An 18,371-nucleotide genomic window follows, 5' to 3' on the forward strand; every position below is an offset into this window, starting at 1 on the left:
TCATATTATTTTCAGTATAGCAAAAGATTGAGCAGGCGTTAGGCGTAACGAGTAAAGTGGGTGGTTTGGGGGATGCTGGTTGTATTGTAATACTTCTGAATTCGCAACGCGCGGGCGTTTACACTCGGGTCGTAGCTTTCGGCCATCGCAGCTGACTCTGTGGCATCGGCATTTAAGCTTTGTTTTGGTTCGAATGTTGGGATTGCGTCTTTGACACCAAAAATTGTTGCAATTGCCTCGGCTTCTTTGGAATTCTCAGCGTTTACGCTCGCCGCAGCTTGAGCAACTGAAGTTGTGTTTTGTATTTCATCTATTTGCTCTTGCTGTAATTCGCTACGAGCTTGTTGAGCTTTTTGTGCTGCTTCATTCGCAACACGGCGGTCAGCTGCAGACGGTTCTGCTGGTGCTAGTGCCGCCCGTTGAACCTGTTCCATTTTGCGGATGGTTGCTTGAGGGTCATTTTGTACTTTTGCAACGTCTATCTTAACTTCACCACCAACAGCGTAGTTCTTACCATCAGGGCCTCTTTCATAGTCATAACTGGGTGAACCAGCATATTGACCGCCGATATTAGCATGTGCTTGTTCGTGTGTTTTTACTTCACGATCGCGTTGTTGGAGTTCTTCTACTTTTTGTTGTTCGCTATCCGACAGCTGTTGGTTGTCAGCTTGGCCATTGCGTTGGTCTTGTTGCTGATTTTGTTCGTTTGTTTGTTGCTCAGGGTTGTCGTCAGCCAAGTTCTCTTCGGACTGTTCTTTCGCATGTCGCTGTTCAATTGACTGTTCAGTATTATGCCGTTCTTGTTTGATAAACTCATAAGTAACGGGCTGATTGGCACGAGCTTGCGCACGCTCTCTTTCAGAGCCAACGCCTGATTCTTTGGCTGATTGTTCATTTTCAGTGGCTTGAGTAATGGCTTCGCGTGACAGAGCTTCTTTGCGAGCCGCTTCGGTTTGCGGATTCGCAGTATTCAGATTAATGTTAACTGGAAACTGAGTCACAATGTTCATTGCGAATTAAACCTTGATATCAATGATGCTACCAAGCACTTCATTTTCTGTCTGTAATGCCTTGATGTTTGCACCAGCCAAGTTTTTATCTTCAACCAAGCCGACTAAGCTATCTGTAGTTGAAGGAAGTGTACTTGTTTGTGGATTTTGTTGAGATGGATCGCCACTTTGTAAACTACTGTCACGAATATTCTCAGCATGCTCGGTGAGTCCGTCACTGCTTTTTTGCAGTCCTTGCAAACTTGTTTGTAACGCATTTGAAATGGAAGCTGACGAAATATCCATTAAATCCCCACTCACTATGTTAGAACCAATGCTTAATTATTAACCAAAACAAGCAAAAAATAAAGATAAATAGGCCCTAGATTAGCTCTAATAACTGCTGGCAAAACTCATTGGGATGAGAAATGAATGGTGCATGTGATGCTTTATTAAAAATGTAGCTATTCGACGCTGGCTGCAACTGCTCAATTTTCGCTATCACAGCTTTAGGCACTAAACTATCAAGCTTGCCATATAAACGTGCCGTAGGCTGGTTGATTTGACCAATTTGCGAGCGTAAATCTGCATGCTGCAAAATGTTTAGCCCTGATGCAAGTGCTTGTGGGTTGGGTTCTGGATGGGTCAATAATAAAGTTTTTAGCGTTTTTATGTCTTGTTTAGCGTCAATGCTGCCCATTGCTTGAATGGCTAAAAATCTTTCTAAAGTTTTTTTATAATCTAATTTTAGTTGCTGTTGAAAGTTGTTGAGCACTTTGGGTTGGATCCCAGGCCAATCCTCGGTTGCAGCAAAGTAGGGGGTTGAACCCACCAACACGAGTTGCTGTAATTTTTCTGCTTGATTTATTGCGATATGTTGCGCGACTAAGCCACCCAATGACCAGCCGACTACAACGCCGGGGGTATCTATCTGGCTCGCAACTTGTTGGCTGATCTCGGTTAAGTTATAGTGGGTTGGCATTGTGTCAATGCTGCAACCGTATCCGGGTAAATCCAGTGCGATAAGCGCTCTGTCAGTATGATGAGCAAGAAACTCAAATGTAGGTTGCCAGACAGCGCGGTTCATACCCCAGCCGTGAATAAAATAAATAGGAAGATTTTTTGCCATGGACTTGCAAAACAACTTTGTTCGACTCAAAAACTTGTTGGCTATTTTAACACAGTTTTACTCAAAGCTACCGAGTCAATGTATTAGTTGCCAATCAATTACATGCGCCGACAGCTTGTTATGCCGTCATTGCTTAGATGATTGGCGGCAGAGCGCCGACAATTTGGCTTGGCAGGATGTAAGTGTTTTGTCACAGGCGCAAAAAAGTATGCAGATTCATGAACTTGATCATCTATATTGTTTAGCTGCGTATACGCCACCGTTTGCACAGTTGATAACCCAATATAAGTTTGAAAAAAACCTAACGGTTAGAACTGCACTTCAGCAAGTGTTACGCGAGAGCCTCAATCGCCTGTCGCCTCAGCAAATCAAACAATTTAAACAGTATGACTTTTTTATACCTGTACCTATGCATTGGTCTGCACTATGGCTACGCGGATTTAATCAATCAGCTTGGCTCACTCAGCAGCTTAGCCGTCACTTTAACATTCCAATAATCAATGCCTTAACTAAAGTGCGAGCGACTAAACATCAGGCGCGCTTAAGTGGTGGCGCTAGGCGGTTGCATGCGGCGAATGTCTATCGTGTTCGCCCAGCATATGCCACTGGCGTTATGGGCAAACGTTTGTTATTGATCGATGATGTGGTTACGACAGGATCAACGCTAAACTCAATCGCCACTTGTCTTTGGGCTCATCAGGCTAAAAGTGTAGCTGCTGCGACCATAAGTTGGGCGCGTAAGGTTTGAGTTTAGTCAATCAATTCGGCAAAAAATAAGCTGTTGGTTAGCATTTTGGCGGTATCAAACCAATATCCTCGAAACAATGGATTGTCGCTAAAAGCGATCACTCTGCCACTACCGACTTTATGATGTGTTAACGCAACGGTATTTTTAATATGGTTAATATTTTCTGGGCTGACATATCCTGCGGTTAAAGGGTCATTGTCATAGAGGGCGACGTCGGCAAATGGTGTGCTGGTTTCGAGCAATACAACTCTGTCGTTGCGAAATAAATGTACCAATGGTGTAGTACGCCCAAAGCCAAGTGGGTGGGTTGGGTCAATCGCGCCTTTAAAAACGGTACCTGAAATCCGCATTTCACTATAGAAAGATTCTTTATTGGCATAGTCGTAATTTTGTTTAAAGGGCGATGATAGATCACGTTCAGATAAATAGTCGTTTTTAATGAGCTGTTGCTGACTTGCCCAAATAGCAGCCCGTTTGGTTACGATTAAAGTGCCACCTTGGTCAACCCAAGTTTTAATTTGGTCGATTTGTTGCGTAGTCAGGTTTTGATACTGGCCATCAGCTAAATACAAATGAGTAAAGTCGTTTAGTGGCCACTTTGTATGCCTTGTGTCGGCCAACATGGTCAGTGGTAGTTTAATTTTTTTATCTAACCAATACCAAAATTCACCAATCTCGCTTTGACTAACCCAAGGTGCAGCAAGTGTTGCTACTTTGGGTAATTCAATTAATTGAACTTTGTCACTGCCTAAGTCGGGTCCGTCCGGCGTGTGTGCAGTGGTTAAATTATGCGCTCGTAAATTATATTGCGACACTAGATTTTTAAATTGTGTGACGGCTTGCTTGGTATTATCTGCGCGTAAAATTAACACGCTGCCTGCTGGAAATGATTTGCTACCGTTTGGTGTCACTCCTTTAAACTGAGCTTTTGCCACTCTAACTTTGATATTGTTTCTAAGTATTTCGCTCAGCGCAAAGCGGTTTTTGCCGTTGCGCCAATCCAATAAGTAACCAGCCGCATTTTCTGTTAAGTTGGTTGTTTTTTGCAGTGTTTTAGCGTGGCGGTTGATATCCCATGGCTGCTCGTGAGCTTTAACACCAAAAAAGCGACCTTCAATACTGTAGTGTTGTAAGCCATAAGCCAGTGCAATATTCCAGTTGGTAACGTCGTAAAACGTGTGATCGTTAAACTCTGTTTGCCGACTAAAAATGCTTTTTATTAAGCGGTATTGGGCCTGCTGTAATGGGATCCAATAACTGGTGTTTTTATAAAATACCAGTTGATCATTGGCTTGGTAATCTTGTTCAAGTGGGTAAACTTTGATTTGGTGAGCCGACATTAGCTGCAAAAATTGCTCGAGGCTATGTTCATCATACTGCGACTGTACTAAGTAGCCTGAAACTTTGTCTTTTTGTGCTAAGGTAATGTTGTTGCGGAAAAAATCTTGCTGAAAGTCTATTAGCGCTTTGCGTTTTGCATTAGCTGCTCGAATCATTGAAGTAATGCCAGTCATCTGATTTTCGACGCTTTGTGCAAAAGTTAATAGGCCATTTTGTGTTTGAATTTGCTGGCCTTGGCTTTGCGCTTGCTCAAGTAAAATTCCGAGGCCACCTTGTAAATCAGGGTAGGTTGACCCTTTACCAATATAAAAATCATCAAAGTTCTCTTCGCTGTAATAAAGCTTGGAAGCTTGGTCAAACGCTCTTGCGGTATAATTGGATAGATCTTTAGTTAAATCAATGTTTTGCTCTGGTGTGAGTGGATTAATTCGTGCCTTAACACCCGGTTGAAAGAAATAACTTTGGTTTGATTGCATTTCATGAAAGTCAGCCAAAACGTTTGGTTTCCACTTATGGTATTCCAATACGCGCGCTTTGCTTTCTGCTTGAGTTTGTGGCAACCAATCTCTGTTTAAATCAAACCAATAATGATTGCCGCGAGATTTAGGCCACTTTTGGGTATTTTTTGCGTGTTGCGCATGGCTACTGGGGTAGTCACTATAAAACCCACTGACCCAGTTTGCGTATTGGTCAAAGCCATCAGGATTTGCGACAACTTCAAATAACAGCACACTGTTATTTAACCAATTATTGACCTCAGGTTGATTGTTGCTCAATAAGTAGTGAATAATTTTGATGGCAGCATGAGCACCACTTGGCTCATCGCCATGTGATGCAAAACTCAGCCATACAATTACTGGTAAATTATGACTATTGAGTCGGGTGGCGTATGGATTGCTCAGCTGCTCGTGTCGAATGCGAATTTCATCTAAATTTTCAATATTTTTTTTAGATGACACGGCCAGCAAATAAAGTGGCCGACCTTCTTCACTCCAACCAAATTGGATGAGTTTGCTTTTAGCTGTACTTTTATCAACATAGTTAAGGTAATTCGCAATTTGGTCAAAGCGTAAATGTTTGTCCGCTTGGTAACTTGGGAAATATTGCTCTGGGCTGGTTAAATTGGCGAAAATACCATAACTATAAATGCTGGCGAAAAAAACAACAAAAATACGGCTAAAGCGCTTCAAGACAGGGCTCCGACGAAACATTTTTACTTAGTTAAGCAAACTATACAGTTTCTTAGCCAATATTCAATTTTTGCGGTATCATATGGCTATTTCTTGAGTAAAATAGTCAGGTAATTTATGAGCGACTCACAGCTATTAGTTTCTATTTCTGAATCTGCACAATCTCATTTTGCGCGCTTGTTAGAAAGTCAAGCAGAAGGCACTCAAATTCGAATTTTTGTTGTAAACCCAGGTACCCCAAATGCAGAGTGTGGTGTGTCTTATTGTCCACCTGATGCGGTTGAAGAAAAAGACCTAAAATATTCTTATGATGGTTTTGACGCAGTGGTTGATCCCGAATCAGCGCCATACTTAGAAGAAGCGGAAATCGACTTTGTAGCCGATCAAATGGGCTCACAGTTAACGTTAAAAGCGCCGAATGCAAAAATGCGTAAGGTGAGCGAAGACGCGAGCTTAATTGAGCGAGTTGAATATATACTAGTGAGCCAAGTTAACCCACAGCTTGCCAACCACGGTGGTAAAGTTAGTTTAATGGAAATCACTGAAAGTGGCGTAGCCGTGCTTCAATTCGGTGGTGGTTGCAATGGTTGTTCTATGGTTGATGTAACCTTAAAAGAAGGTATTGAGAAACAACTTTTGGAGCAATTCCCAGGGGAATTAACGGGTGTACGTGACGTCACAGAACACGAAGCTGGCGAGCACTCTTATTATTAGACTAGCCTTTTTCAACCGTACTTAACCCTATATGCACTGGAGTGATAGGTTAAGCCAAAACCCCAAGCGCAGTTGGCGATTTTTTTTAGCTGGCGCGTCAGGGTTTTGGTTGAGTGTTGCGGGGCTTGTACTGCTACCTGAGATGGCGAGTATTTGGCTTTACCTTTTGTTAGTTGCGGTCCTGATTGCATTTGCGTTTGCAGTTTATGGTTATATTGGTATTTTTGCCACGCGGGTGGCCAATTTACGTTACCATAAAGCTAAATATAAACAGTTATTTTCCGAGCAAGAGTAATACCCCTAGTCAACATCATGGCATGAATTGCAACCCACAGTGCATGGTTTTGATTAAGCTCATAGGCTAACGCCAATTGATTGCCGATAAACCATACCGGAAAGAACACTACAATCACAGACACAAGCATACTGTTTCTCATACTTTTGCTGTCTGCAAGGCCAATAAACACTCCATCTAACAAAAAACACCAAACCGCGGTCAATGGCAACAAAATTATATAAAAGCTAAAGGTATTGGCAGTGGTTTTAATTGAATCTATATCCGTCATTAAAGCAATAATCTGTTGGTCAAAGAGCGCAAAAACAATACAGTAAACCAATGCCAAACCGACACTTAGTCTCATTCCCAATAAGTAGTTTTGTTTGAGTTTTGTTCGATCTTGAGCACCATAACTTTTACCTATTTGCACTTCCGCTGCGTAAGCAATGCCATCTAGTCCTAAAGAAATCAGCAATAAAAAGTTCATCAATAAAGCGTTGGCCGCAAGGACATCTACCCCAATTCGAGCGCCTTGAAAAGTTAAGAATACTAAGGCAGATTCAAGCACTAAAGTTCGAATTAAGATATCCCGATTAACGGCCAAGAAATGGTTAAAATTAGACAGCTGAATCTGTTGTATTACTTTAGGTAAGTGAGTCTTTACTAAGGTCTTATTCCCCACCAGTAAATAGATTGTTAGTCCAAAGTACTCTGCCGTCAAGCTCGCCCAGGCAACACCACTGACCGCTAAATCGAACCCATAGACTAAGACTAAATCTAACACGACATTCACTAAGTTAATGCCAATTTGTGCCAGCATGATTGCTTTCGTTTTACCATGCGCTAGCAGCCACCCAACTAACACCAGATTGATTAAGCTTGCAGGTATTGCGTAAATTCGAATGGCAAAATATACACTGGCAGCTTGATTGACCTTTTCATCTGCTTGCGCAAACCACAATGCACCTTGTAATAACCAAGGCTGGATTAGTAATAAAAGGCCGCTGACAAGCAAAGCAATGCTTAAACCTTGAACTAATAATTGGGTGGTTTGTTGGCTATTGTTTTTGCCTATTGCCTGAGCAGTTAGACCTGTAGTTGACATACGTAAAAAGCCAAACATCCAAACAATCGCGGTAATTACGGTGTTGGCGAGCGCAACACCTGCCAATAAATGGGCATGAGGTAAATGACCCAAAATACTGGTGTCGACAATGCCTAGTAATGGTGTGGTAATATTGGACACTATCATTGGCAAGGCAATCGCCAAATAAGCTTTTAAAGAAGGTGAAAATAGCATGATAAAATTAATTCAGCGTCGCTGTTGGATACTTGTTGGCTTAATTGCACTGCAGTTTAGCAAACTTAGTTATGCATCCATAGAAGCAAAATTGCTTGATAATAGTTTTGTTATCTTGCAATACCACCACGTTGCAAACGATACACCTGCGGTTACCAGTGTAACAGATGAGCAGTTTATCCAGCATTTAGATTTAATTGAGCAGCTAGATATGAATGTTGTTGACTTGGCCGATGCTATCGACAAAGTTCGTAGTGGCGAGCCGTTGCCGGATAAAAGTGTCGCGATTACTTTCGATGATGGTTATAAAAATATTGCGAATCAAGCGTTACCAGAACTGGTCAAACGAGGTTGGCCTGCAACTGTATTTGTAAACCCTGGCTTGTTAACTCAAAGCCCGAGTTACTATTTAACATGGCCTGAACTAAAACATTGGTCTAAGCAAAAAATCACTATAGCTAACCATGGTTGGCTACATGACTATTGGGTACGAGAAAACGCACAAAATAATCACCAATGGCAGCAGAAAATCAAACAATCCATTACAGATACTGAACAGGCGATAATTCAGCATATTGGTTATAGCCGCAAGCTAGTCGCCTACCCTTATGGTGAATATGATACTTGGTTACAAAACTGGTTGCGCGAGCAGAAACTTATTGCGTTTGGCCAGCAAAGCGGTGGGGTAGCTGGTTTTTCTGATTTTACCGCGCTGCCAAGGTTTCCAGCCTCAGGTATTTATGCCAATGAGAAAACATTAACAACCAAGTTATTAAGTCGAGTTTTGCCTGTGGATTATACCCAGTTGCCTTCACCCATTGTCAGCACTGACAATAATCCGCCATCTCTATCTTTTAAGTTGTTGTTTGATAAAACCAACCAGCTAAATTGTTTTATTGGTGGCAAAGCTGAAATGGTGATGGAAAAACTAGCAGATAATCGTTTTCAAATTAAGGCAAACCAGTCGTTGGATAAAGGTCGCTCGCGCTACAACTGTACAATGCAAAGTAAAGAAGCTGGGCGCTTCTATTGGTTGTCGCAATCTTGGCTTATTGAGGATTAAATTAGGGCATTGATTCGGCAGTAAAGGAGCCAGCATCAATTGCTCGTTTGGATTCACTGCCAATTTCAGCAAGCGGTAATATAGCAGGGCCTGTCGGCTCTGCTAATACATAATAATTGCCATTTATTTCTATGTATTCATCTTTTTGAGAGTACGGGATTTGCAGTCCAACCATTGCATGGTTGGGTAAGTAAACCATAACTATGCCTAGATTAGGCACAAACGCTCGCATAATCGCCGCAAACAAGGTACTTTTACTGTCACAATCTCCTTGATTTTCAAATAAAAGTTTGTTGGGTGGGTTAAAACCTAGTCCCATTGAATCACTGCGGTTTTCTAGAGCTGAATATGGAATGCTTTGAATCCATGAGAGCACGTAATTGATTGAATCGCGGGTAATATAACCTGACTGCTCCTGAGGAATATGTTCGACAATTGGAGAAACAAACTCAAGCGACTCTTTTGCAATACGCATATGATCGGGTTTAACTACCTTGCTGCCAAATGTATTTGTCATTTGGCTGTAAGTATTGCGTGCTAAATATGTTTGTTGAGCTTGGGCCTGAACTTGTAACAAGTGATTGATTAATTCTTGTGGGGGCTGAGTGCTGCCGTAGGCGACAATTTTAAGGTCATTCGGGCGTGAAATTATTTTCACCCGCTGTTTCTTATTCGGCCATTGACTCAAGGCTTTTTGCATTTGGATGTAAACAAAACGCTGAGCCAAATGGGGTTGATAGAGCTTAAATTTTCTAAACAAACCAAATAACTTTTTATTGCTTAAACTAAAGCTCAGTTTATGCTGTTGTTGTTGATGGTTTAACCAAACATAATTAAACTGTGTTTGGCGGTTGAGCTTATGTTTTTCGAACAGCAATTGTTTGCTACTCAACCCAGTTGAGTAGCAAACAGAGAAACAGATAAAAATAAAAAGAATGTGACGCAACTATCAGCCTTTGTGTTTACTTATGAGTTCGTTTAACAAATACTTAGCTCATTCATTGTCTATTTTGAGTGCCTACACTTATACTGTAAGTTTAACGGTAATTATTGGGAAATCCAGCAGTCACTTGATTGCTTACAAATTAGACTATCCATTAGGGATATATTCAATGTTCTCAACAGCGAAAAATCTAACAAAAATGATATCTGCGAGTTTGCTTGTATTTACATGCTGTGCAAATGCGCAAACAGACGAACGTAAATATTTAATAAAGCTGGTTGAAGCGGGGTTATATCAAGACGCTTTCGAGTTAGCCGAATCTCTATTTGATCAATATGCTGGCGATGCCGACTTTGACTATTTGTATGGTTTATCAGCGCGCCAAGCCGGAAAACATCAAGAAGCCATATTTGCATTTGAGCGGGTGGTGATGAATCGCCCTAATAACCTAAATGCTCGATATGCGTTAGCGGTTGCATATTATGAAGTGGATAATTTGGTGGCGGCTAAGCGAGAATTTGAAAATTTACTAAAGCTGCAGCCCACTAATAAGCTTATTGCACAAACAGAGCGTTATTTGAGTTTAATCCAACAAAAAAGTGTGCGGTTAGATCCGGTGTGGTCTGGGTTTGCGGGTATAAGCCTTGGCTACGACTCTAACGTCAATTCAGGTTTGGGTGACGAACTTTATCCCATTCCAGTTGCGGGCGTTGGGGTGTTTGAACTGCAATTCCCAGTTGAATCCGATAACTTTAGTAAACTGAGTGCTAATCTTGCCTATCGTTATCCTACTGCAAAATTTAACGCTTGGTTTGCCAGCGCTAGTGCATCTCATACGCAAAACAAACAATACACTGATTTTAATAAATCTAGCCTAGATATCATCGCTGGATATACTCACAGAATTGGCGCGTTGCAACTACGGGCCAATACGTTTTTACAGTCTTTTTGGTATGGTGATGAAAAATACCATAACATGATGGCTGTGATGGCGAGTGCAAACTTTGCCATTGACCAATCGGACAGTGTTCAGCTGTCTGGTAATTATTCTGCCATTAACAATGAAGTAAACGATAACCTAGACTCTAACAGCGCTATGGTTAGGCTTGAGTACATCAAGCAACTTGATTCTGGTCGGCTGACCTTTGCCACCGCGTTTAGAGACGAAAACGTTAAAAACTTTAACCAAGCCTCACAACAATACGAGCGGACAATTAATTCACTATCGATAAATTGGATGCATCAATTTGAGTCTTTGGGGTTGGTGCGCTTGGGTTGGCAGTATCAATTGGCTAAACATCAACATCTGAATCAAATTTTTAAAGATGTTGATGGTGTTTCTCCGTTTTTTACTGAAAAGCGTAAAGACAATAATATTATTTACCAAATTGGTCATGAATACGCGCTTGCCGAGAGTTGGAGGTGGCGTACTCAAGTAAGATTGAGCCGCAAAAATAGTAATCAGTTTGTCTATAGTTTTGATCGCAATGTGGTTAATACTGGCATTCGCTACTTATTTTAATGCAGAGGTGACTTATGAAAACTAAGCTGAATTTATGTGCGTTGTTGTTACCTTTTGCACTGATTTCTAATACCGCATCAGCAGCAGAGATTGCTGGACGCACCTTGGTTGCTCTTGGTCAAGTTGAAGCTTCGGGTGAACAAAAACGCGCTTTAAAGCGTCGCTCCCCTGTGTTTGATATTGATACTGTCACCACAGGTGCAAACAGTACAGCTCAGTTTAAAATGATGGACGGAGGTCTATTAGCCGTTAAAGAGAATACTCAGTTACTTATTTCGACTTATGAATATGATCCTGAAACAGATACAGGCTCTGCGGTCATGAATTTATTGTCTGGTGGCATTCGAACCATTAGTGGCAAAATTAAAAACGACAACGGTGAATATCAACTTAAAACACCTGTTGGCAGTATAGGTATTCGTGGGACGCATTTTGAAATTGAGTTGGTTGAAGGGGATTTATTTATTGCGGTTTGGGATGGAGCGATCGATTTAAATGTTGATACCTCAGATATCCAGCAAACCGTGTCTTTTGGTGCAAACGAACAGTTTAACTTTGGCCTCATTCAAGCAAATGGTCAAGTGACAGGGTTATTAACTGTTCCTGAAGTGTTTGAATCCGGCCACACTGCTGAACCAAACCAGCAGACTGACGAGACTGAACAGTCTGACGAAGATGCGGAGACCGACGATGGAAGTCAGTCGCAAGACGAAGAGCAACAAAGTGCAACTGCCAATAATCAATCGCAACAAAGCGAGGCTACAAACGATCAAACGGGTGATGGTAATTCAGGGTCACAACAGCAAAATACGCTAGCTGTCGAACTAGACACAAACAGTGAAGCGCCAGTACTTGAAGTCGAAGAAGAAACTGTACTGGATATTCCAATTGCCGATCTAGTCGAAGATGTGTTGCCGGCTATTGAACCTGAAGAGGTTGACAAGGAACCTGATTTTGATGACCCTGCTACAAGTCCTATCGCAGATAGAGTCGGGCTTGCCAATTTCTCTTTAGCTGAACACCAGTTTAACAGCTCAGTAGGTGCGGTGACAGATGCTACAGTTAGCATGCAAATAAATTTTGATCGCCAAAGTGTTGAAAATGGCTTTCTATCATTTTCAGACGAAGGTGGAGAGTGGCTTGCTCGTTTTAACGGGGCAATTCGAGGTGCTGAACTCGATGTTGGCGTTAATTTTGCGTCGCACGGGAATAATTTGGCAGAAGGCGAAATAGGCGCTATTTTTACTACAGCGCAAACCATAAACGGTAAAATTGAGTTAAAAGAAGTTAATGATCCCGAAACTCAGGCATCAGGAACGTTTGAACTGAGTGAGACGACAGAAACAACTCAAACCGAAGATATTTCGACAGATTTATAATTACAAGGAAACAAAAAGGTAGTTTATGCATGTGGGTTAAGTTTTTTGGTGTTAGAGGCAGTATGCCAGCAGCAGGTGCTGAGTTCGCAAAATATGGCGGCAATACAGCATGTGTCCATATTGAACTTGAAGATGGCACCGACCTCATCTTAGATGCGGGTACAGGAATCGTCAAACTAGGAGATGAGCTGCTGGCTAAAGGCACGCCAATTCATCTGATGCTAACGCACAATCATTGGGACCATATTCAAGGTTTTCCATTTTTCACACCAGCTCATCAAACCAAACGCAAAATCTACCTAACGCCAGGTTTAACTACCCCAAGAGAAGACGATGCGGTTTTACGCCAAATGTCTGGCACTTGGTTTCCAATTAATGCCAGTGAACTGAATGCGGATATTGAACTCACGCCATATGAAGGGGTAGAGAGTTGGCAATTGGGCAGTGCAACCGTTAGTCGTCGAGTGCTAAATCATCCTGGAGGTGGTTCTGCTTATTTAATCGAAGAAAATGGCTACAAATTAGCCTATGTAACAGACAACGAACTGTATCCCCCGTATCAAATATCAACGTCTTTTGATGAGTGGGTGGCCTTTATAAATGAAGCTGATTTATTGATTCATGATGCCCAGTATATCGACAAAGATATGCCACATAAACACGGCTGGGGCCACAGCTTGGTCGACCAAGCTGTGGAATTAGCCATGACTGCAAAGGTTAAAAACTGTGCTTTGTATAGTCATGACTACACACGAACAGATGAAGATATAGAACATCAAGTTGAACATATTAGAGCTATGTTGCAGCGCCGTCGCTCGCAAACCAAGATTTTTGCCGCTTACGAAGGCATGGTCATTCAACTTGCAGACGATACCAGCAGCTTAGATGATTAAGATAACCTCCCACAGATTAGCGGTACTCTGTGGGCTGCTGTTGACCTTTTTATTCATCTTATTTCAATTATCTCCCCCTAATACAGATGCTCGTGCTGGCTTAAACAGGTTAGACGGGTTGTTATACGATATTCGTTTTAATTTATTGCTACCACATAGACCCAGGTATACCGACAACAATATTGTTATTATTGATATTGATGAGAAAAGTATTCGTGAACAAGGTCGCTTTCCATGGAGCCGGAGCAAAACGGCAAAAATGGTTGATAAGTTATTTGAAGCTGGTGTTGCAGTCATCGCGTTTGACGTCATGTTTTCCGAAGAAGAAGTCAATCCAGTTGATTTTATTCTGGCAAAAACGGCCAAATCAGCCATTGTCGAGCAACACTTACTACCTTATCGAGATGAGTTAGACCCTGATACACAGCTTGCTCGCAGTATTAGCCAAGGTGATGTCATTCTTGGGGTATTATTTGAGGAGCAGCTGGTGGCAATGTCTGGTCGCTTGCCGGATAGTCCGATAGTGCTAGAACCAGCGGTTGATGCTAAAAAAGTAAAAGCCTTTGCTAAACCAGCGTTTGTCGGAGTGGTGGATACATTATTTCAAGCTGCGAAAGAAAGTGGTTTCACGATTAGCCAAGGGTTTATTAACTCTACGCCTGACGAAGATGGTTCGATTCGCCGCGCAGCTTTGGTGATCAGGCACCAAGACAAATTGTATTCGTCGCTTGCGTTAGAAGCAGTCAGAGCATATTTGTTTGAGGAGAAAATAAAAGTTCGTACTGAAACTTTTGGTGGCCAACACAATATTGTTGCGGTTGAGTTGAATAAAAAACAGATTCCGACAGATCAACACGGCCACGTTTTGGTGCCGTATCGTGGTGGTAAACAAAGTTTTGATTATGTTTCGGCAACCGATGTTATCAAGGGTATAGCAGATATTGATAAGCTCGCTGGTGCGATTGCATTTATTGGTACCTCATCGGTGGGCCTAGCTGATTTGCGAGAAACACCTGTTGGTATTCAATACCCAGGGGTTGAGGTCCATGCTAATGTAGCAGAAGCCCTGTTGCACCCAGATGTACTGAAGTTTCAGCCAGACATTGCCAACGAACTTGTGGTGGTGATTTTAACCGTTATTGGTCTGTTGGCCAGCTGTATTATGCCTAAACTTGGCTCAATTAAAATGGCATCAATGGGTGTGTTTTTGTTGGTATTGAGCATCAGTGTTAATTTAATCTTGTGGCACTTTTTTAACATGGTATTGCCGCTGTTTACAATACTGGCGTTGGTTGTGTCACTTACGATTGTTAATGTTGCAATCGGTTATGTGGCCGAATCGAACCAGAAAAAAGTGATTAAAGGCTTTTTTGATCAGTACGTCCCGCCTGCACATATCGACAAGATGTTGAGTGATCCCAGCAGCGTTTCTTTTGATGGTGAAAGAAAAGTCATGAGTGTACTATTTTCTGACATTCGCAGTTTTACTACCATTTCAGAAAACCTGTCGGCAACGGAGCTAAAACAACTACTTAACCAATACTTCTCGCCAATTACCAAAAGTATCCTAGATCACAAGGGAACCATAGATAAATACGTAGGTGATATGGTGATGGCGTTTTGGGGAGCTCCGCTTGATGACCCCAACCATGCCAATCATGCCATTACAGCCGCATTTGCTATGTTGGAGATAACAGAGGAACTAAATATTAGTTTTGTTGAGCAAGGGTTTCCAGAAATAGCTATAGGAATTGGAATTAACAGTGGTGAAATGAATGTAGGAGATATGGGCTCTGAATTTAGAAGGGCTTACACTGTGCTCGGTGATGCGGTAAACTTAGGCAGTCGATTAGAGGGTTTGACAAAATTTTATGGTGTTAAGCTGTTGGTGAGTGAAGCTACACAAGAATTAGCAGATGATTATGTGTATCGACCAATAGACAGAGTTAAAGTGAAAGGCAAAAATCAAGCTGTCGCAATAGCTGAGCCTATTTGTCGTTTTTCCGAATTAACTGAACAAGATAAAGATGAGTTAACCTTGCATTTGCAAGCATATGACCATTATTTGTCACAAGATTGGCAACAAGCAGGTGTATCATTTAGCCATTTGACAAAACAATATCCGGCTAGGAAGTTATACAAAATCTACCTAGAGCGTATTGATGAATTGCAAAATCAGGACTTTATTGAAAATTGGGATGGAAGTTTTACCCATACGAGTAAATAATATAAGAGGCGCAGGGATGTTCAATACGAAAAAATAAGTGAGCAGTTAATGAGTGAGAGTATTTCGGAGACGATTTCAGATATAGTCCAGCAAGACTTACATGAGCAAGTTGACCACCTAATTAAGGTGGGCGTTGCCTTGTCGTCCGAAAAAGATACAACTAAACTACTTGAACAAATTTTATTTGCGGCTCAACAGCTTACTCATGCCGACGGTGGGACTATTTATTCGGTTACCGAAGACAACCAGTTGAAGTTTGAAACCCTGATCAACCATACATTAAATATGTATATGGGTGGGACCAGTGGTCAAGCAATTCCATTCCCCAATATTCCATTGCAAATTGAAGGCCAAGCTAACTTAAATGCGTTGGTCGCTTTTGCCGCCAACAAAGACCTAGTGGTTAATATCCCAGATGCCTATCAGCCTTTTGATGGTTTTGATATGACAGCCGCACGAGAAATGGATAAAAAAATCGGCTATCGCACTCAGTCCGTTTTGACCATCCCAATGAAAAATCATGAAGGTGAATTAAATGGCGTATTGCAGTTAATTAATGCGCAAAAAGTGCAGGCTAATGGGGAGTGTGAAATAATTCCATTTTCACCAGAAATTCAGCGTTTAGTCGACTCTTTGGCCTCGCAAGCGGCCGTTGCATTAACCAATAGGCAATTGATTGACGATATGCAAACCCTGTTTCAGTCGTTTACAAAGTTGATTGCACAAGCCATTGATGAAAAATCGCCGTATACCGGTGGCCATTGTCGCCGCGTTCCAGAAATTACCATGTTGCTTGCACAAGCGGTAAACCAAGTTGACTATGGGCCTCTATCTGAATTTTCGATGACAGACAAAGACATGTACGAGCTCAATATTGCAGCTTGGTTACATGATTGTGGTAAGGTCGGGACGCCTGAATACGTGATGGATAAAGCGACAAAGCTTGAAACCATTGCGGATAGAATCCATTTAGTTGAAAGTCGATTTGAAATCTACAAACGAGATGTTCAATTAGACTATCAGCAACAAATTATTGAAGCGTTGCACGCCAATAAACAAGCCTATGCGCAAGAATTACAGCAACAATTGAATGCTAAGCTGGCAGATCTTAACGATGACTTCGAATTTTTACGCAAAGCTAATATTGGTGGCGAATTCATGTCACCAGAAGATCAAAAGCGAGTTGAAGAGATTGGTCATCAAGCAGAGGTTAACATTGGTGGTCAGCAGCAAAACTTACTCAGCGATGATGAGATATATAATTTGCAAATTGCACGCGGTACTTTAAATAATGAAGAGCGTAGCATAATAAATCGGCATATCGAAATCACCATAGATATGTTGGAAGCATTGCCATTTCCAAAACACCTACGCAGAGTGCCAGAATATGCTGGGGGGCACCATGAAAAAATGGATGGTACAGGTTATCCACGTCAATTGACCCGAGAGCAAATGTCGGTGCCTGCACGAATGATGGCCATAGCGGATATTTTTGAAGCGCTGACTGCGGCTGACAGACCGTATAAACCCGCTAAATCATTAAGCCAGTGCTTAAAAATATTGGGCTTTATGAAAAAAGATAATCATATCGACCCCGACTTATTTGATATTTTTGTTGATTCGGGCATTTATAAAGTGTTTGCCAAAGAGTTTTTAAATCCAGAGCAAATTGACGAGGTCGACCTAGACAAAATTCCAGGGTATGTGCGGCCCGAGCTGCGCTATCAAAGCAAAGCCGTTACCTAAACGGCTTTATTTAAAACGCAGTACACCTTCTTGAACGCAAGAGGCGACCAACTGCCCTTGGCGGTTAAATATTTGCCCTCTTACTAACCCTCTAGCGCCAGATGCCGATGGGCTATCTATTTGGTACAGCAGCCAGTCATCGAATTTAAATGGTCGATGAAACCAGATAGAGTGATCTATGGTTGCGACTTGCATTTTCGGATCCATAAATGAACGCCCATGTGGTTGTAATGCCGTTCCGAGAAAATTAAAGTCAGAGGCGTACGCTAATAAAAATTTATGTGTTGCAATATTATCGGGTACTTCACCATTAGCCTTAAACCACAAATGCCTGTGAGCGGGTAAAACCTCTGGCTGTAATGGGTTGATTAGTTCTACTGGGCGAATTTCAATCGGTTTGTCGCAGGTAAACTTGTCTCTAACTGATTGTGGGATCAAATGTTGATTAGCCCTAGCAAATTCAAGTTCACTCATCAGCTCTTCAGGCCCGACTACGTCTGGCATTTCAGCTTGGTGATTGACACCTTGCTCTTCGATTTGAAAAGACGCGGTCAGGTAAAAAATGGTTTTACCATGTTGAATGGCTTCAACTCTACGAGTACTAAACCCTTTGCCATCTCTAATGACATCTACTTTGTAAATTATCGGATGTTTAACATCGCCAGGGCGAAGAAAATAAGAATGAAAAGAATGGACATCACGCTCAGCTGTGACCGTTTGCTGCGCTGCTGCCAATGCCTGTCCTAGTACTTGACCACCAAAAACTGCACCAAAGCCTAAATCTTGCGACTGGCCGCGGTATATACCTTGTTCGATAGTCTCTAAAGACATTAACCCGATTAACTCTTTTAACACGGCACTCATGTTCCCTCCAAAAATAATGATTGAATGGTACGACCAGTTAACTATA

Annotated in this window: 15 protein-coding genes; 8 read left to right on the top strand and 7 right to left on the bottom strand. The window is 41.8% G+C overall.

The annotated features are described in order from the left end of the window. Positions 1-38: 38 nt before the first annotated feature. The 3 genes from DS2_RS03590 to bioH all read right to left on the bottom strand — a co-directional run bounded on the left by DS2_RS03590 (position 39) and on the right by bioH (position 2,118). The gene (locus tag DS2_RS03590) at positions 39-1,010 is read right to left on the bottom strand and encodes a putative metalloprotease CJM1_0395 family protein (protein ID WP_035013272.1); all 972 of its coding nucleotides are present in this window, start codon (positions 1,008-1,010) and stop codon (positions 39-41) included. 6 nt (positions 1,011-1,016) lie between these two features. Next, positions 1,017-1,295: a hypothetical protein gene (locus tag DS2_RS03595; protein WP_035013273.1), complete on the bottom strand. Its 279-nt coding sequence runs from the start codon at positions 1,293-1,295 to the stop codon at positions 1,017-1,019. 76 nt (positions 1,296-1,371) lie between these two features. Next, positions 1,372-2,118 carry a pimeloyl-ACP methyl ester esterase BioH gene (gene bioH, locus DS2_RS03600; RefSeq protein WP_035013274.1) on the bottom strand — a complete coding sequence of 249 codons (747 nt, stop codon included), beginning with the start codon at positions 2,116-2,118 and terminating at the stop codon, positions 1,372-1,374. Between bioH and DS2_RS03605 the strand changes: the two genes are divergently transcribed. Further along, a complete protein-coding gene (locus DS2_RS03605; RefSeq protein WP_035013275.1) occupies positions 2,117-2,866 on the top strand; it encodes a ComF family protein in 750 nt (249 codons plus the stop codon). The genes bioH and DS2_RS03605 overlap by 2 nt on opposite strands. A gap of 2 nt (positions 2,867-2,868) precedes the next feature. Here DS2_RS03605 and DS2_RS03610 read toward each other — a convergent pair whose 3' ends face one another. Beyond that, the gene (locus tag DS2_RS03610) at positions 2,869-5,397 is read right to left on the bottom strand and encodes a M14 family zinc carboxypeptidase (RefSeq protein WP_051479590.1); all 2,529 of its coding nucleotides are present in this window, start codon (positions 5,395-5,397) and stop codon (positions 2,869-2,871) included. Between the two features lie 117 nt (positions 5,398-5,514). On the opposite strand from DS2_RS03610, the gene nfuA reads away from it, so the two are divergent. Beyond that, a complete protein-coding gene (gene nfuA, locus DS2_RS03615) occupies positions 5,515-6,111 on the top strand; it encodes a Fe-S biogenesis protein NfuA (RefSeq protein WP_035013276.1) in 597 nt (198 codons plus the stop codon). Positions 6,112-6,371: 260 nt separating this feature from the next. Here nfuA and DS2_RS03625 read toward each other — a convergent pair whose 3' ends face one another. Next, positions 6,372-7,640, bottom strand: a complete 1,269-nt coding sequence (locus DS2_RS03625) for an MATE family efflux transporter (protein ID WP_160168537.1) — start codon at positions 7,638-7,640, stop codon at positions 6,372-6,374. A gap of 46 nt (positions 7,641-7,686) precedes the next feature. Here DS2_RS03625 and DS2_RS03630 point away from each other — a divergent pair, with 46 nt between their 5' ends. Beyond that, positions 7,687-8,751, top strand: coding sequence for a polysaccharide deacetylase family protein (locus DS2_RS03630; protein ID WP_035013278.1), 1,065 nt, complete (start codon positions 7,687-7,689; stop codon positions 8,749-8,751). Between the two features lies 1 nt (position 8,752). On the opposite strand, the gene DS2_RS03635 is transcribed toward DS2_RS03630, so the two are convergent. Beyond that, positions 8,753-9,697, bottom strand: coding sequence for a hypothetical protein (locus DS2_RS03635; protein ID WP_152537535.1), 945 nt, complete (start codon positions 9,695-9,697; stop codon positions 8,753-8,755). Between the two features lie 22 nt (positions 9,698-9,719). On the opposite strand from DS2_RS03635, the gene DS2_RS03640 reads away from it, so the two are divergent. The 5 genes from DS2_RS03640 to DS2_RS03660 are packed head-to-tail and all read left to right on the top strand — an operon-like array spanning position 9,720 to position 17,461. After that, positions 9,720-11,216, top strand: a complete 1,497-nt coding sequence (locus DS2_RS03640) for a porin family protein (RefSeq protein ID WP_035013280.1) — start codon at positions 9,720-9,722, stop codon at positions 11,214-11,216. Positions 11,217-11,230: 14 nt separating this feature from the next. Further along, on the top strand, positions 11,231-12,595 hold the full coding sequence (locus DS2_RS03645) for a FecR family protein (RefSeq protein ID WP_051479592.1): 1,365 nt from the start codon (positions 11,231-11,233) through the stop codon (positions 12,593-12,595). 29 nt (positions 12,596-12,624) lie between these two features. Then, positions 12,625-13,488: an MBL fold metallo-hydrolase gene (locus DS2_RS03650; protein ID WP_035013281.1), complete on the top strand. Its 864-nt coding sequence runs from the start codon at positions 12,625-12,627 to the stop codon at positions 13,486-13,488. Next, positions 13,481-15,715, top strand: a complete 2,235-nt coding sequence (locus DS2_RS03655) for a CHASE2 domain-containing protein (protein WP_035013282.1) — start codon at positions 13,481-13,483, stop codon at positions 15,713-15,715. The genes DS2_RS03650 and DS2_RS03655 overlap by 8 nt, the downstream gene beginning before the upstream one ends. A gap of 48 nt (positions 15,716-15,763) precedes the next feature. Next, a complete protein-coding gene (locus tag DS2_RS03660) occupies positions 15,764-17,461 on the top strand; it encodes an HD family phosphohydrolase (RefSeq protein ID WP_035013283.1) in 1,698 nt (565 codons plus the stop codon). 6 nt (positions 17,462-17,467) lie between these two features. Here the strand turns inward: DS2_RS03660 and tesB are convergent, their stop codons facing one another. Then, positions 17,468-18,325, bottom strand: coding sequence for an acyl-CoA thioesterase II (gene tesB / locus DS2_RS03665; protein ID WP_035013284.1), 858 nt, complete (start codon positions 18,323-18,325; stop codon positions 17,468-17,470). Between the last annotated feature and the right edge of the window lie 46 nt (positions 18,326-18,371).

Origin of the sequence: Catenovulum agarivorans DS-2, assembly GCF_000568405.1 — a bacterium.
In the GTDB taxonomy this organism is placed as follows: Bacteria; Pseudomonadota; Gammaproteobacteria; order Enterobacterales; family Alteromonadaceae; genus Catenovulum; species Catenovulum agarivorans_A.